This window comes from Neobacillus fumarioli NBRC 102428, assembly GCF_001591485.1.
Taxonomy (GTDB): domain Bacteria; phylum Bacillota; class Bacilli; order Bacillales; family Cytobacillaceae; genus Neobacillus; species Neobacillus fumarioli.
The window spans coordinates 1-15,884 of sequence record NZ_BCUZ01000021.1 but is presented as its reverse complement, the minus strand read 5'-3'; the positions used below and the strand labels follow the sequence as shown (position 1 = coordinate 15,884).

Below are 15,884 nucleotides of genomic sequence, written 5' to 3'. Positions count from 1 at the left end.
TTATAATAAAAGAAATAGGTCAAAAAAGGTCAAATAGGAAGTGGATGATATGGACGTAAACAAAATGACGGAGCGTTTGCAAACAGGCTTAATGGAGGCACAAACATTAGCGATTAAACATAGCCATCAGGAGATTGATGAACCCCATTTATTTCTTGCTTTATTGGAACAAGAAGACAGCCTGATTGCTGCAATATTACAAAATGTGGGGATTCCTTCAGAGAAAATAAAAGTGAGTCTTCTAGCAGCTTTGCAAAAAAAGCCTCAGGTTTCCGGAAGCGGGGCAGAGCAGGGAAAGCTCTATATAACGGCTAAGCTGCAAAAACTGTTGGTCAATGCCGAAGAAATTGCAAAAAATTTCTCCGACGAATATATTTCGGTTGAACATATTCTTCTTGCTGCCGTTCGCGCCAATGATTCTGAAATGAACAAAATGATCCATACATTCGGCCATACTGCTGAAGAGGTTTTATCGGCTATAAAAGCGATTAGGGGGAATCAAAGAGTGACATCACAAAATCCCGAAGCTGGTTATAATGCTCTGAAAAAATATGGCAGAGACCTTGTTGCTGAAGTCAAAGCAGGGAAGGTTGATCCGGTCATTGGCCGGGACACGGAAATCCGGAATGTCGTCAGAATTCTGTCTAGAAAAACAAAAAATAATCCAGTCTTAATTGGTGAACCAGGAGTAGGAAAGACGGCCATTGTGGAAGGACTTGCACATAGAATTGTCAGAAAAGACGTTCCGGAAGGTCTGAGGGATAAGACAATTTTTGCTTTGGATATGGGTTCGTTAATCGCAGGGGCAAAGTTTAGGGGAGAGTTTGAAGAAAGACTCAAAGCGGTCTTAACGGAAATTAAAAAAAGTGAAGGGCGAATATTACTGTTTATCGATGAAATCCATACGATTGTAGGTGCGGGAAAAACGGAAGGCGCGATGGATGCCGGCAACATGTTAAAGCCGATGCTCGCCAGAGGAGAACTTCACTGTATCGGTGCTACAACATTGGATGAACATCGAAAGTATATTGAAAAGGACCCGGCATTAGAGCGGAGATTCCAGCCTGTGATGGTCCAGGAACCGACTGTTGAAGATACGATATCCATTCTTAGAGGATTAAAAGAACGGTTTGAAGTATACCATGGGGTGAAAATACACGATCAGGCGCTTGTGGCTGCGGCCACATTGTCTGACCGTTATATAACCGACCGTTTTTTACCTGATAAGGCGATTGATCTTGTGGATGAAGCTTGTGCTTTGATTCGAACGGAAATTGATTCCATGCCGACTGAATTAGATGAAGTAACTCGTAGAGTGATGCAATTGGAAATTGAAGAAGCAGCATTAAGGAAAGAACAGGATGAAGTAAGCAAACAGCGGCTTGAATCCTTATTAAAGGAACTTGCCGATTTAAGGGAACAAGCTGATACGATGAAGGCAAAATGGTTGGAAGAAAAGGAGAAAATCCAGCGGTTGCAGGAAAAGCGAGAACAAATTGAAAAGCTTCGCAGAGAACTGGAGAGAGCAGAAGATCAATATGACTTGAACCGTGCCGCCGAACTCCGACATGGGCTGATCCCAGCTGCGGAAAAGGAGTTAAAAAGTCTTGAAAGAGAGGCCGAAAAGGATGACCGTCTGCTGCGTGAAGAAGTGACAGGAGAAGAAATCTCGAACATTGTCTCAAAATGGACGGGAATCCCAATCTCCAAATTAGTAGAAGGTGAACGAGAAAAGCTGCTTCGTTTGGAATCCATTCTTCATGAACGGGTGATCGGCCAAAATGAGGCCGTTCATTTGGTGGCAGATGCTGTTCTTCGGGCCCGTGCAGGCATTAAAGACCCTAATAGGCCAATTGGTTCATTTCTCTTTTTAGGGCCGACGGGTGTAGGGAAAACAGAGCTGGCTAAAGCGCTAGCGGAAAGCTTATTTGATAGTGAGGATCATATCATTCGCATTGATATGTCGGAATATATGGAAAAACACTCAGTTTCCCGTCTAATCGGAGCACCTCCTGGATATATTGGATATGAAGAGGGAGGACAGCTGACAGAAGCGGTCAGAAGAAACCCTTACTCTGTTATTCTAATGGATGAAATTGAAAAGGCACATCCTGAGGTCTTTAATATTTTGTTGCAGGCACTTGATGACGGGCGGATTACAGATTCCCAAGGTCGTGTCGTTGATTTTAAAAATACCGTTATTATCATGACTTCCAATATCGGTTCGCAGTTTTTGTTAGAACAGGAAGAAAATACAACAGAAATTTCAGATTCGTCAAGGGAGAAGGTAATGGGGCAATTAAGGACTTCTTTCCGGCCGGAGTTTTTAAACCGGATTGATGAGATTATTCTGTTTAAGCCGCTTTCAATGGCAGAAATCAAGAATATTGTCATAAAACTGTTAAAAGAATTGCAAAACAGGTTAAAAGAAAAACAAATCACGATTACCATTTCCGAGGGGGCTAAGGAGTTTATCGCTGTTCACGGTTTTGATCCGATTTATGGGGCAAGGCCTTTAAAACGGTTTATTCAGCGAAACATTGAAACGAAGCTTGCCCGTGAGATCATTGCCGGGAGAGTATTCGAAGGCGCAACTGTTAAGATAACAGAAGAAAATGGGGAATTGGTGTTAAAGATTCAATCATAAAAGAAGGTCTTCCATTTTTAAATGGAAGACCTTTAAAAAATCAATGCTTTTCGACCGGATCATTTGGAATAATAGCAGAAACAACAAAAATAAGAATCGTTACACAGACGGCCATAATGGCTCCCATTTTAACATCAAAGACACTTCCCGGGGTCATGGAACTTACAACATATGTAAGCATTTCCACTAACAGAAACGTCCAAAAAAAGGTCCAAAAAACTTTCAATTTGTTCACCTCTTACTATTTTTCATCATATTTATCTTACCATACGGTTTCAAATTAATAAATGTTGATTTTAAGCAAACGAATATCCAAATCAAAATAGGCAAACTCCCGTTCATCTTTTGTGAAGCTACATACAATTATGATGAGGAAATATGTAAAAGGAGATTTACCAATGGAGAACCGCAATTTTCAAATAGATACTCAATGGAATATTGTCTATTATCCTGAAAAGCCTACAGGATTTGGGATCTTAATCATTGGTGACGAACGGCATTTTGTTGATGAAAGTAAATGCTTTTGGACACAAAATGAAGGAAAAGCTGCTATAATTCATGAATTGAAAGAACAAGGGTACACCATTTTTTCCTCGAATCTTTACGGGAGGAATTGGGGGAGTGATCAAGCCGTTGAGCTTGCCGTAAAACTATACCACTATATGATCCGCCACGAAATTCTTAACGACAAAATTCATATACTAGCTGAAGGGATGGGTGCGCTTGTAGCTATCAAATTATTGGAGAAAATGGGCGATCACATCAGGTCAGTCATTTTGCTTAATCCGATTCTTTCTTTAAAACACCATCTGGAAATGGAAAGAGAACATAAATTTTTCTATAAAAAATTAATCAGGGAATTGACATGTGCTTATCAATTGGATCAGAACTCCCTTGAAACAGCTATTGCTAATATGGATGATCACATTCAACTTGATTTTGGTGTACCGATAAAAATCATTCATGTCCTCGCCGGTGGTAAATCTTATAATCAATCAAAGCAATACAAAAAGATTTTAGGTTCTTCTAATTTTCATCCTACTTTTATTCTCCCTGAAAAAAAACCGCAACTGGGAAAAATTCATATAAACTTTTATACTCAACATGAATCCGTCCTGTAAAGGTGTGCCTCCCGAAAAGAAATATTTCTTCATTGAATAGCATAGATTTTCTTAAGGCTACTTTGGGGAGGAAAGTTAAATGGACAAGGCCGTTATTTTGGATGTTTTTGATTTTGTTAGTTTTCATGTTTGTAAACATCTGTTAAATCATGGAGTAGAGGTTCACGGTATATGGTTCGATGAATGTTCAAACCAAGAAATTTTAGAGGAGAAGAGAATGGAAATTGGCAGAAATGCTAATTTTTTCGAGGATACTTTTCAAAAGTGGCGGCCAACAATTCATGAAAATGTTAAAGATCGACAAACATTCATTTTTTCACTTTACGACCTTTTCATAATTCAAAAAGATTCAATACTGAAAAGGGAAGCCATTCATTCAATTATTCAATATATAGCGGAATCGAAAAATAATCGTTTGGTATTTTTATTACCAATCCAAATGAATAGATTTAAAGAGGATTCAAAGATCGTCTTTTTTGTTGAAGAAGCGAAAGAACTGACTGGAAATATCCAATTGTTTTATTTACCAGCTATTTATGGACCATGGCAGCCATCCGCCTTTCTATTCCAACAAACCATTATCGCGAAAATATTAGGGAGTGATATTCAGCAATCCGAGCGTGAGTGGATATATGATGCCCTTTTTGTGAAGGATGCTGTCTCCACAATTCACGAGATCATGGAGTCTGGCAAGCCAGGAAATTATGTGTTAGAAAGCGGAGTTGAAAACTACTGGAACCGTTGTGCTGACTTTCTAAAATTAGAGCAGCAGTTCATTAAAAATCAAAATTGTGCACCGGAAGAATTTACTGAACCATGTGTTAGAATCTCTATAAAAAAACTAACCCCTATCGCCGCTTCCCTTACTGAACAAATAAAACATGCAGAATGGCAATGTAAACAACATCTTTAACAAGAAAATAGGCTGCACCATAAGGGCAGCCTATTTTTTCTTCCAAAACTGTTCAATAACTGGATATATCTTTTGAAACAAAGGTTTTAATCCTTTGGCTGATTCCATTAATTTATCGATATTGATCATTAATTCTTCATAATTGATTCCTTGCTGCTGGGCAGCCGGCTGGTGAATTTGGCGTCCATGCCGGTCGGTAGCACGCGATCCAAACATTAAAGCAGTGAATGGATCATGGCCCCACTCCTCCTTTTCATTTTTCTCCGGTTCATCATCGAGATCAAGATCGTCATTCTTCCAATCTTCCATAATATTTATAGCTCCTTTCCAAAAACTCTCTTATTTATAAAATATGAATAAACGAATAAAAGGAGTGGACAATCGCGGAGGAGGGCAGGGAAGAAATTGTTGATTAACGGCATGTCATTTGTTAAAATTAGTACCAAGTCATAATAATTGATAATAAACTATAAACGAAAGGTTTTTTATGAATTTTAAGGAGATGGAAGCATGAGAGCAGGCGTTATAGGAATAGGAAGGTATTTGCCGGAAAAAGTACTCACGAACTTTGATTTGGAAAAGATGATGGATACTTCTGATGAATGGATTCGTACGAGAACGGGCATTGAACAGCGGCGGATTGCATCAGATGATGTAGATACATCGGATATGGCATTTTTTGCAGCTCAAAAAGCAATTAAAGATGCAGGGATTACACCTGAAGAAATTGATTTAATTTTAGTTGCAACGGTTACACCGGATACCCCTTTTCCTTCTGTTTCCTGTAAAATCCAAGAAAGATTGGGTGCAACAAAAGCTGCGGCAATGGATATAAGTGCGGCATGTGCGGGATTTATGTATGGAATGGTTACCGCCAAACAATTTATTGAGGCGAAAGTTTATAAGTATGTTCTTGTTGTTGGTGTTGAAAAGCTCTCAAAAATTACGAACTGGGAAGACCGGAATACCGCTGTTTTATTTGGGGATGGTGCCGGTGCCGTCATCATGGGAGGTGTTTCAGGGGATCGGGGCATTCTCTCATTTGAACTTGGTGCTGATGGTACTGGAGGTAAACATCTTTACCAAGACGAATATATCATTATGAATGGACGCGAAGTGTTTAAATTTGCTGTAAGACAAATGGGGGAAAGCTGTATAAATGTCCTTGAAAAAGCAGGATTAAAGAAAGAGGATGTTGATTTTCTTATCCCGCATCAAGCGAATATCCGAATTATGGAAGCATCCAGACAGAGGCTGGAACTTCCGGTCGAAAAAATGTCAAAAACAGTTGATAAATATGGAAATACTTCTGCTGCTTCGATTCCGATTTCCATTGTGGAAGAATTGGAAGCAGGGAAGATTAAAGATGACGATGTCCTAGTGATGGTCGGTTTCGGCGGCGGATTAACGTGGGGAGCCATTGCGCTCCGCTGGGGAAAATAGGATTTGATAGATCACAAGTGAAGATATTCTGAAACTAATTAAAAAAGGAGTCATGCAAATGGATAAGCGCAGAGTTGTCGTAACAGGTGTTGGAATGATTACACCACTTGGTAACGATGTGGATACAACTTGGAAAGGAATATTGGAAGGCAAATCTGGCATCGGTCCGCTGACACGATTAAATGCGGATGAATTTCCGGTAAAGGTAGCGGCTGAAGTGAAAGACTTCAACCCGGAACTGTTTATGGATAAAACGGATGCTAGAAAAATGGACCGATTTACACAATATGCGGTAGCTAGTGCTTTAATGGCCGTAAAAGATGCCAATTTAACGATTAATGAAGAAAATGCCCCCCGTGTCGGTGTTTGGATCGGTTCCGGTATTGGCGGGATGGAAACATTTGAACAGCAATTTGAAATCTTTCAAAATAGAGGTTACCGTCGTGTAAGTCCGTTCTTCGTGCCAATGATGATTCCGGATATGGCTGCAGGACAGGTTTCGATTACCCTTGGTGCAAAGGGATTTAATTCCTGTACTGTAACAGCTTGTGCAACAGGCACCAATTCAATCGGTGATGCTTTTAAAGTGATTCAGCGCGGTGATGCTGACGTTATGATCACTGGCGGAACAGAAGCTCCGATAACGAAAATGTCTGTTGCGGGATTCTCAGCAAATAAAGCTTTATCTACCAATCCGGATCCGCAAACGGCATGCAGACCTTTTGATAAAAACCGTGACGGGTTTATCATTGGTGAAGGAGCCGGGATTGTTGTTTTAGAAGAGTTGGAGCATGCGCTCGCCCGCGGCGCACATATTTATGCTGAAATTGTTGGTTACGGGGCAACAGGTGATGCCTATCATATTACGGCACCGGCGCCAGCAGGCGAAGGTGGGGCAAGGGCAATGAAAATGGCATTACATGATGCCGGATTAAAACCGGAGGAAATTGACTATATCAATGCTCATGGCACCAGCACTGATTATAATGATAAATTTGAGACACTTGCTGTAAAAGAAGTGTTTGGAGATTATGCCTACAAATTGCCGATCAGTTCCACTAAATCCATGACAGGACATTTGCTCGGCGCTGCCGGCGGAATAGAAGCGATTTTCACCTTATTGGCAATGAGAGATAGTATGCTCCCTCCTACCATTAATTATGAAACACCAGATCCGGAATGTGATTTGGATTATGTGACAAATGCTGCAAGACCAAAAGAACTAAAAGCAGCAATGAGCAATTCCCTTGGCTTCGGGGGGCATAATGCTACGATTATATTTAAGAAATATGAATAAAAGGAAAAAACCAAGCCTGTTAGGCTTGGTTTTTTTGTCAAGCTCCATTGATCGCCCATGAACGTAACTACAAGTGGTTCATAAAATGTAGAAAGGCAATTTAATGCTAAATGGGGTGCGGAGATGGGAATTATCCGAACGGATCAATGGCTAAAGGATTACTTTGACCGTCCAATGAAAATCTGTGAAAAGCTTAAGCCGTACTTTAAAGGACAAACAGCAGATGATATCTATAATCAGCTGCTGAAATTTGGCATGTATCGTCCATCAAAAGCATCAAGAAATCATTTAGGGGACATGATCGATTACAATGCCTGGGAAAAGGTGGATAAAATATTTCGGAAATATCAAAAAAAATGGTCCGGCCCAGATATTCCAATCTTCCTGTTTCCCTTGGGACAAGAAAGAGGATTTTTCCTCAGACAGTCGGAAAGGCGTAAGGCAGGAGTGTCTTTCCCAGATAAGATGTTTTTATTTCTTTCTTATTATGATGATCCGAAAGAAATTGAAGCGTTGTTTGTCCATGAATACCATCATGTATGCCGGCTGCGCGCCTTAAATAAAAGATTAGAGGAGTATACTCTGCTGGATTCGATCATAATTGAAGGACTGGCAGAATATGCGGTTCTGGAGAATTGCGGGGAAAAATACTTAGCAAATTGGTGTCATATGTATTCAGAAAAGGAATTAGATTTTTTTTGGGATCAATTTCTGAAAAAACGCTTGAATCGAAAAAAGCATGAACGGGTTCATGATGAATTATTATATGGGGGAGGAAGGTTTCCACAGTTGCTCGGATATGCTGCAGGATACCATATTGTAGGCAAATATTATAGCAGAAATCAATATACTGCAAACAGCTCCTTTACGATATCTGCTTCCCGATTTATTAATGAATAAATAGCTTGTTTACTAGAAAGCTTGTTGTTTCAAGCTTTTTTTTGTCAATAACTAACAGAATAGTATGAATATATTAAAAAATGTGTTGCGAATGTCAAAAATATAAATTAGAATTTTATGTAAATATAGTTCATTTATAGTCGTTTTGTATTTTTTTTAAATAGATAGGTTAATAGTATTTTTGTTTTTGACTGCCACTATGTTTAGGGGGATTTGTTTTGAATAGTAAACCACTATTAGAAATACAGAACCTACGCACATCATTTCGAATTCAGGATCATTATTTTGCAGCTGTAGATAATGTTACGTTAACGGTCAATGAGAACGAAGTAGTGGCCATTGTTGGTGAATCAGGCTGCGGAAAAAGTGCCCTGGCTCTATCGATTATGGGACTGCACCCTCAGGAAAGAACGAAGCTGGAAGGCAATATATCTTTTCGAGGGAATAATTTACTTTCGCTAACCGTTCCAGAATTGAATAAAATTCGCGGAAAAGAAATCGGGATGATCTTCCAAGATCCACTTACAGCTCTTAATCCCTTAATGACATGCGGGAAACAGATTGAAGAAAGCATGACCTACCACACGAATTTATCAAGATCAGAAAAGAAAGCAAAAGCGATCGAACTATTAAAAAAAGTTGGAATTACCACCCCCGAACGTACATATAAGTAATATCCTCATGAATTATCCGGCGGAATGCGCCAGCGTGTCGTGATCGCTATTGCCATCGCCTGTGATCCGCTACTTCTCATTGCGGATGAACCAACAACGGCATTAGATGTGACAATCTAAGCACAAATCATGGATTTGCTTAAAGAACTGCAGCAGCAAATGAAAACGGGCATCATTCTCATAACACATGATCTCGGGGTGGTAGCGGAAATGGCTGATCGGGTGGCGGTTATGTATGCCGGGGAGATTGTTGAACTGGCAAATGTACATACTTTATTTTCAAATCCGCTCCATCCATATACGAGATCACTGTTCAATTCCATTCCATCTTCGGCTTCATCAAAGGAAAGGCTGCATGTGATCGAAGGGGTCGTTCCTTCCCTGCAAAACTTACCAAGGAAGGGCTGCCGCTTTAAAGACAGGATCCAATGGGTGGATGAACATGAAGAAAATCCAGTCTTACGGGAAATAAGTCCCAATCATTTTGTTCGGTGTACTTGCTATCAAAACTTTTATTTTCCAGAAACAGGCATAGGAGACAGGAACAATGGAATTTCTAAAAATTAATCATCTTAAAGTGTATTATCCGATCCGCGGCGGTTTTTTCCGAAGAGTGGTCTCCTATGTAAAGGCGGTAGATGATATCAGCTTTAAACTAAGACAAGGGGAAACATACGGGCTTGTCGGTGAATCTGGCTGCGGGAAGACAACAACCGGTCGCACGATAATTGGACTAAATAAAGCAACCTCTGGAGAAATCCTATTTGAGGGCAAAAATTTGGCGAAATTAAGCAGGCGAGAGTTTCATCAATATCGCAAAGATATTCAAATGATTTTCCAAGATCCCTATTCCTCTTTAAATCCACGAAAGCGAGTGTTGGATATTATCGCGGAACCAATTAGGAACTACGAGAGATATCGCCGGGAGAAGAAAAAAGTTCAGTATTATATTGAGAAAGTTGGCTTAAACCCTGAATCAATTGCTAAATATCCGCATGAATTTTCTGGGGGTCAGCGCCAGCGGATCGGCATTGCCAGGGCGCTAACCTTGAAGCCAAAGTTGATTATTGCGGATGAGCCTGTTTCAGCACTTGATGTATCGGTTCAGGCCCAAGTGTTGAATTTCATTAAAGATATTCAAAAGGAGTTTCAGTTAACTTATCTATTTATCAGCCATGACTTAGGAATCATTCGGCATATGTGTGACAGGATAGGAATCATGTATCGCGGTCAATTCGTAGAAGAGGGGACAAGCGAGGACATTTATACAAACCCGCAGCATATTTATACAAAGAGATTGATTCCTGCCATACCAGATATGAATCCGGCAAATCGCGAGAAACAATTGTTACTGCGCAAGGAAGTGCATGCAGAATATAAACATTCATACGGTCAATACTTTAATGCCGAGGGTAAGAGTTATCCGCTTAAACCTATTTCTGCTACCCATTCGGTTGCACTGCCTTAGGAGGGGGACAGACAAATGTTGAAATTTATCTTGCGACGAATCGTATTTATGATCCCTCAGTTATTGATCTTAAGCATTCTAATCTTTGCCTTGGCTAAAGCCATGCCTGGGGACGCGTTAACAGGGCGTCTTGCAAGTAATCCAAAAATGGACGCGCATACATTAATGGAATTAAAACATAAATTAGGTATGGACGATCCCTTACCTATTCAATATGGCCGTTGGATTAAAGGGTTGTTCCATGGCGATTTGGGAATGTCCATCATTTATCAAATCCCAGTTACCCAGCTAATTGCCGGAAAATTGGGGAATACCATCCTGTTAGGGGTAGCGGTGTTGATTTTAAGTTACTTGATTGCCATTCCTTTAGGCGTTATTAGCGGTCGTTGGACGGATACATGGGCAGATAAATTGATTGTCGGATACAATTACGTAACATTTGCCACTCCATTGTTTATTTTTGCCTTACTTGTCTTGTTTATTTTTGGTTTTGTCCTTGGCTGGTTTCCTACAAGCGGCAGTGTCGATATTCAAGCTCAAAATGGTACATTTGCTTACTATATGAGCAAATTGAATCACCTCGTGCTCCCGGCCTTTTCCGGTGCTATTGTTAGTACAACCGTTACGATTCAATTTTTGCGGAATGAGATTATTGATACGAAATTAAAAGACTTTGTGAAAACCGCCAGAGCGAAAGGTGTCAGCGAATCAAAGGTTTACAATCATCATATTTTTAGAAACTCGCTTTTGCCGATCACTGCCTTCCTTGGATTGTCTTGGGCATGCTCCAATCAGCCTGCTCCAACTCAACGAGTGGCAGCGGGAATACCGCATCAAAAGGGAATGCCGAAGAAAATATCGGGAAATTTCCGAAATCTGTGAAGAATAACAAAACACCAATCAAGGATGGAACGCTTCATTACGCACTCGTTTCCGATACACCTTTTGAAGGCACGTTGAACTATGCATTTTATGAAGGTCAGCCGGATGCTGATGTCATGCAATTTTTTGACATTCCGTTATTCTCGGTAAATAAGAACTATGAAATAACAAATGACGGGCCAGCAACATACAAGCTTTCCAATGACAATAAAACCATTACAGTCACCATTAAAGACAATGTGAATTGGTCAGACGGCAAACCGGTTACAGCCCAAGATTATGAATATTCATTCCTTGTCATCGGTAACAAAGATTATACAGGTGTCCGATATGGGGATGAGCTTATGCAAAGTATCGTGGGAATGAAAGAATATCACGAAGGAAAATCCCCAAATATTTCCGGAATAAAAATCATTAACGACAAAACTCTTTCGATTACGTTTACAAAAGCAAATCCGTCATTATTAACAGGGCTGTGGGCATATGCAATGCCTAAACATTACTTAGGTGACGTTCCAATTAAAGATTTGGCAAAATCAGATAAAATCCATAAGGCACCAATCGTTTTGGACCTTTTAAAATTAAAAAGATCGTTCCGGGAGAATCTGTTGAGTTTGGGCGCAATGACGATTTCTATGCTGGAAAGCCAAAGTTAAAATCGATTATTTTGAAAGTCGTGAACCCTAAGGTTATTGTCCAGGCGCTTAAAAAAGGCGAAGTCGATGTGGCCGGAGAATTTCCAGAAGATCAATATATGTCTGCCAAAGGGTCTAAAAACATCCAGTTGATCGGCCAAATTGATTTAGCATACAATTATATTGGCTTTAAATTGGGCCACTGGGATGCGAAAAAATCTGTAAACGTGATGGATAATCCGAAATTCCAAGATAAGCGCCTCCGCCAGGCGATGGCCTATGCCATCGACACAAAAACTGTCGGTGATAAGCTTTACAATGGGTTAAGATTCCCCGCTACATCGTTAATTCCGCCATCCTTCCCAGACTGGTATGATAAGAATGCCAATGCGATAGGTTATGATCCAGCAAAGGCGAAAAAATTATTGGATGAAGCAGGCTACAAAGATATTGATGGCGATGGTTTCCGTGAAGATCCGAATGGCAAGAAATTTACGATTAACTTCTTGTTCATGAGCGGCGGAGATATTGCTGAACCGCTGGCGAAATTCTATATCCAATGCTGGAAAAATGTCGGCTTGAATGTTCAACTAGTTGACGGCCGCCTGGCAGAATTCAACTCCTTCTATAAAATGGTACAAAATGATGATCCGAAAGTAGATATTTTTGCTGCTGCTTGGGGGACAGGCACAGATGTTGATCCTTATGGTATACAGCAGAGATGTTTCATTTAACTACTCTCGCTTTGTGAGTGACAAAAACGATCAATTATTAGCGGACGGCCATTCGGAAAAAGCCTTTGATCATGCTTATGGTAAGAAAATTTACGATGAATGGCAAACCTATATGAATGATGAAATGCCGGTCATTCCGACATTATTCCGTTCAAACATTACACCAGTCAATAATCGTGTAAAAGGATTAAATGCAAATTATGGTACAGATGTTAACGCTTGGGCAAATGTTACGGTTACAAGTGCAACTCCAGATGTAGAATAAACAAAATCAAAAAGGGATGGTCCTATTATGGATCATCTCTTTTTGTTGGTATAGTGGAAAATAAGGGGGATTTGGTAAAAAAACAATTCTTCAAGTCAATTGGGTAAATATCTATTGAAAGGAATAATTTAACTAAGGCCTGCCTATACTGATTGACAAATAGATTGTTGAAGTGAGGGGTTGTATGAATGTTATATCTTCATGATGTATGGGTCAATTGGTTTGAAGGGGAAGAGAACGGTTATAATGTTTGCCACTTTCATGAGTGGCGCAAAGATGACTGTGTGGAGCTATTAGACCAAGTGCCATTGTTAAAAGTTGAAACTTGTCTTTATAACTATATTGAAAACGACTTATCGGAATTACCACAGCAACTTCTGAATGATACTTACCAAAAAGCCTATTTAAGAAAAAATCATGAAAGAATTCAGCTTGATAATTGTTTTGTTGTGACAGATGGGACGGGCATACTGGCAGTCGATACGATCGGTTATAATATCCCGATTCGCAAAAGTAGATTAATCCCAAGGCAAGAGCAGCTTGTCTATGAAATGATCAGCACCCACGAGCCGCAAAATTATCAATTTCAACTACAGACAAAGCAGAAAGATTTCCATATCCTATCTCCTGAGCCGGAATTAATGAGAGGGTTAACAAGAAAAGAGCGGCAATTAAAGCAGCTGTTATTTATGGCACTGGATCAATTGTTCTCATCCAAAAATGAAGCAGAAGTCCGCTATTGGTTAACTGAATGGTGTCCTGAAAGATATGCCAGCATTCAAGAATTACCATTTGAAGAAGCTTGGGAACAGCTTTTCGAGGAAGCCAAGTATGGATGGTCCAAGAAGCATGAAGTCTTCTGTGAAAATATCATTAAAGGGCAGCCGTTTTTTGAAAAGCTCTGGGAAATGGAACATGGCCCGAAAGTAAATTAAAAGCCTAACCTCTAAGGGGTCAGGCTTTTTGTTTTACTTTCTACTTCTTCCGAGTCCCATCGCATGTTCCATTTCCTTAAGTGTTGAACTTGCAACTTGATTGGCCTTTTCAGCACCGCGGTTTAGGATATCATCCAACTCGCTTGATTCCATTAAATGATAGTATTTTTCCTGAATAGGTTTAAATTCATGAATGACCACTTCAGCTAAATCACTCTTAAATGCTCCATAACCCTTACCTTGATACATTTCTTCTAACTCTTGAATGGATTTATTGCTTAAAACTGAATAAATTGATAACAGATTGGAAATTCCTGGTTTGTTTGCAACATCGAATTTCACGATCCCCTCTGAATCAGTTACAGCACTTTTAATTTTTTTCTCGATTTGTTTTGGTTCATCCAGCGGGGTAATCACACTTTTTTTGTTTGGATCTGATTTGCTCATTTTTTTCGTTGGTTCCTGCAGGGACATAATCCTGGCCCCTGCTTTAGGGAGACGAATATCCGGAATGGTGAATACTTCTCCATACTTTTTATTAAATCTTTCTGCAAGATCCCGGGTTAATTCCATATGCTGTTTTTGATCTTCGCCGACAGGAACCAAATCTGTATGATATAAGAGTATATCTGCTGCCATCAGCGGCGGATAGGTCAAGAGGCTGGCAGATACTGCTTCTTTTCCTTGAGATTTATCTTTAAATTGGGTCATACGTTCCAGTTCGCCAATATATGCAATACATTGCATAATCCAGCCTGCCTGGGCGTGGGCAGGAACCTCGGACTGGATAAACAAAGTTGCCTTTTCCGGATTGATCCCGATAGCCAGATACAGCGCGGCAAGGCTGCGAATATTTTGCCTTAAGCTTACCGGATCTTGCGGTACTGTGATGGCATGCTGATCGACGATACAAAAGAAACAGTTGTATTCATCCTGCAATTCAACAAATTGCTTCATAGCCCCAATATAATTCCCGAGCGTAATCGTTCCGCTTGGCTGAATTCCTGAAAAGATTGTTTTCATGAAAAACTCCTCCTACTTAATAAATAAGAAAATCGCAAGCGCCTTGCAGCCCGGAAAGGCAAATCAGCACGAAATGTCTGGTTTTTGTCCCGAGGGGCTAGGCGCTTGGAGCTGGACAATTAAAAAAGCCATTCATCCCATCGAAATAGGGACGAATGGCTCGCGGTACCACCCTAATTACTCATTAAGAGTCACTTTAGTTTCCCAACCGCTAAACAAACGGTAGAGAATCCTTATTAACGTTAAGGACACGTCTTTTCCTACTTTATATTCAGAAAGAAGCTCCAAAGTCCATTCCGTATCCTTTCGTGTTTGTTTCCACCAGCCACAAACTCTCTATAACGAAGACGAATACGTACTATTCTTTTTCATAGCCATCATCAATATGGAATTATATTTATTATAAATAATCCCATATTGCTTTTCAAGTGAGTTGCCAATAGTAAATGGCAAGTGCAATTAACATGAACAGGCCGCTTACAAGCCCATGAACCAGCAGAGGTTTTTTATTCATTGTAACTAGTTCAGATAAAGCAGGGACTTCACTGAATTTTCGTTGAATCCCTCTGGATCCTATCATATTAAGTGACTTTGAAATAACATCATAAAAACCGGACTGAATGGTATAAATCAACAAAGATAAGAGCAGAAAAACAGCTGAAATATAAAAAGATATATTGATATAACTAAGTAAAGAAATTTTATGATAAAAAATAAAGGATAATAATACAATGACAACTTGTGTAAGTGCTGTCGCGATGATCCTTTTTTTGTACTGAAAGTTCATAAATCCCCCTCCGAAATCCGAATTTATACAAGTGATCAAACAAAATAGCCAATGCAGAGATAAATTATAGCATATCTCCATCCTGCTGCCTTATTAAATTTGTTACCAAGTTGTAAATTTAATTTTAAAAAATAATGTACATTATCTCAAAAATATGTAT

The 15,884-nt window shown here is 39.8% G+C and carries 13 protein-coding genes, 2 pseudogenes and 1 other annotated feature; of the genes and pseudogenes, 11 read left to right on the top strand and 4 right to left on the bottom strand.

The window, feature by feature from the left end; genetic code table 11:
* The first annotated feature begins 49 nt into the window (after positions 1 to 49).
* The gene (gene clpB / locus BFU02S_RS05745) at positions 50 to 2,647 is read left to right on the top strand and encodes an ATP-dependent chaperone ClpB (protein ID WP_066367795.1); all 2,598 of its coding nucleotides are present in this window, start codon (positions 50 to 52) and stop codon (positions 2,645 to 2,647) included.
* 40 nt (positions 2,648 to 2,687) lie between these two features.
* Here the strand turns inward: clpB and BFU02S_RS05740 are convergent, their stop codons facing one another.
* Positions 2,688 to 2,873, bottom strand: coding sequence for a YjzD family protein (locus tag BFU02S_RS05740; RefSeq protein ID WP_066367793.1), 186 nt, complete (start codon positions 2,871 to 2,873; stop codon positions 2,688 to 2,690).
* Positions 2,874 to 3,045: 172 nt separating this feature from the next.
* On the opposite strand from BFU02S_RS05740, the gene BFU02S_RS05735 reads away from it, so the two are divergent.
* Both BFU02S_RS05735 and BFU02S_RS05730 read left to right on the top strand, forming a co-directional pair.
* Entirely contained in the window at positions 3,046 to 3,768 is a 723-nt protein-coding gene (locus BFU02S_RS05735) for an alpha/beta fold hydrolase (RefSeq protein WP_066367792.1), read from the top strand.
* A gap of 79 nt (positions 3,769 to 3,847) precedes the next feature.
* Complete coding sequence (locus BFU02S_RS05730; protein WP_066367791.1) at positions 3,848 to 4,681, top strand: hypothetical protein; 834 nt, start codon at positions 3,848 to 3,850, stop codon at positions 4,679 to 4,681.
* A gap of 30 nt (positions 4,682 to 4,711) precedes the next feature.
* Here the strand turns inward: BFU02S_RS05730 and BFU02S_RS05725 are convergent, their stop codons facing one another.
* Positions 4,712 to 4,990, bottom strand: coding sequence for a hypothetical protein (locus tag BFU02S_RS05725; RefSeq protein WP_066367790.1), 279 nt, complete (start codon positions 4,988 to 4,990; stop codon positions 4,712 to 4,714).
* Positions 4,991 to 5,191: 201 nt separating this feature from the next.
* On the opposite strand from BFU02S_RS05725, the gene BFU02S_RS05720 reads away from it, so the two are divergent.
* The 8 genes and pseudogenes from BFU02S_RS05720 to BFU02S_RS05685 all read left to right on the top strand — a co-directional run bounded on the left by BFU02S_RS05720 (position 5,192) and on the right by BFU02S_RS05685 (position 13,914).
* The gene (locus BFU02S_RS05720) at positions 5,192 to 6,124 is read left to right on the top strand and encodes a beta-ketoacyl-ACP synthase III (RefSeq protein ID WP_066367788.1); all 933 of its coding nucleotides are present in this window, start codon (positions 5,192 to 5,194) and stop codon (positions 6,122 to 6,124) included.
* A gap of 58 nt (positions 6,125 to 6,182) precedes the next feature.
* A complete protein-coding gene (fabF, locus tag BFU02S_RS05715) occupies positions 6,183 to 7,421 on the top strand; it encodes a beta-ketoacyl-ACP synthase II (protein WP_066367786.1) in 1,239 nt (412 codons plus the stop codon).
* A 123-nt stretch (positions 7,422 to 7,544) separates the two neighbouring features.
* Complete coding sequence (locus BFU02S_RS05710) at positions 7,545 to 8,321, top strand: DUF2268 domain-containing putative Zn-dependent protease (RefSeq protein WP_066367784.1); 777 nt, start codon at positions 7,545 to 7,547, stop codon at positions 8,319 to 8,321.
* A gap of 218 nt (positions 8,322 to 8,539) precedes the next feature.
* Positions 8,540 to 9,562 (top strand): annotated as a pseudogene (locus BFU02S_RS05705) (ABC transporter ATP-binding protein).
* Positions 9,543 to 10,463 carry an ABC transporter ATP-binding protein gene (locus BFU02S_RS05700; RefSeq protein ID WP_066367780.1) on the top strand — a complete coding sequence of 307 codons (921 nt, stop codon included), beginning with the start codon at positions 9,543 to 9,545 and terminating at the stop codon, positions 10,461 to 10,463. The pseudogene BFU02S_RS05705 and the gene BFU02S_RS05700 overlap by 20 nt, the downstream one beginning before the upstream one ends.
* 15 nt (positions 10,464 to 10,478) lie before the next feature.
* Complete coding sequence (locus BFU02S_RS05695; RefSeq protein ID WP_084361001.1) at positions 10,479 to 11,345, top strand: ABC transporter permease; 867 nt, start codon at positions 10,479 to 10,481, stop codon at positions 11,343 to 11,345.
* Positions 11,246 to 12,979: pseudogene (opp4A, locus tag BFU02S_RS05690) on the top strand (oligopeptide ABC transporter substrate-binding protein). The gene BFU02S_RS05695 and the pseudogene opp4A overlap by 100 nt, the downstream one beginning before the upstream one ends.
* A gap of 188 nt (positions 12,980 to 13,167) precedes the next feature.
* Positions 13,168 to 13,914: a YjbA family protein gene (locus tag BFU02S_RS05685; protein WP_066367777.1), complete on the top strand. Its 747-nt coding sequence runs from the start codon at positions 13,168 to 13,170 to the stop codon at positions 13,912 to 13,914.
* A gap of 33 nt (positions 13,915 to 13,947) precedes the next feature.
* Here the strand turns inward: BFU02S_RS05685 and trpS are convergent, their stop codons facing one another.
* Together trpS and BFU02S_RS05675 are read right to left on the bottom strand one after the other, a co-directional pair.
* Complete coding sequence (gene trpS, locus BFU02S_RS05680; RefSeq protein WP_066367774.1) at positions 13,948 to 14,937, bottom strand: tryptophan--tRNA ligase; 990 nt, start codon at positions 14,935 to 14,937, stop codon at positions 13,948 to 13,950.
* A 144-nt stretch (positions 14,938 to 15,081) separates the two neighbouring features.
* Positions 15,082 to 15,318: a binding site (T-box leader), on the bottom strand.
* Between the two features lie 43 nt (positions 15,319 to 15,361).
* Positions 15,362 to 15,724 carry a DUF3899 domain-containing protein gene (locus BFU02S_RS05675; RefSeq protein ID WP_066367771.1) on the bottom strand — a complete coding sequence of 121 codons (363 nt, stop codon included), beginning with the start codon at positions 15,722 to 15,724 and terminating at the stop codon, positions 15,362 to 15,364.
* Between the last annotated feature and the right edge of the window lie 160 nt (positions 15,725 to 15,884).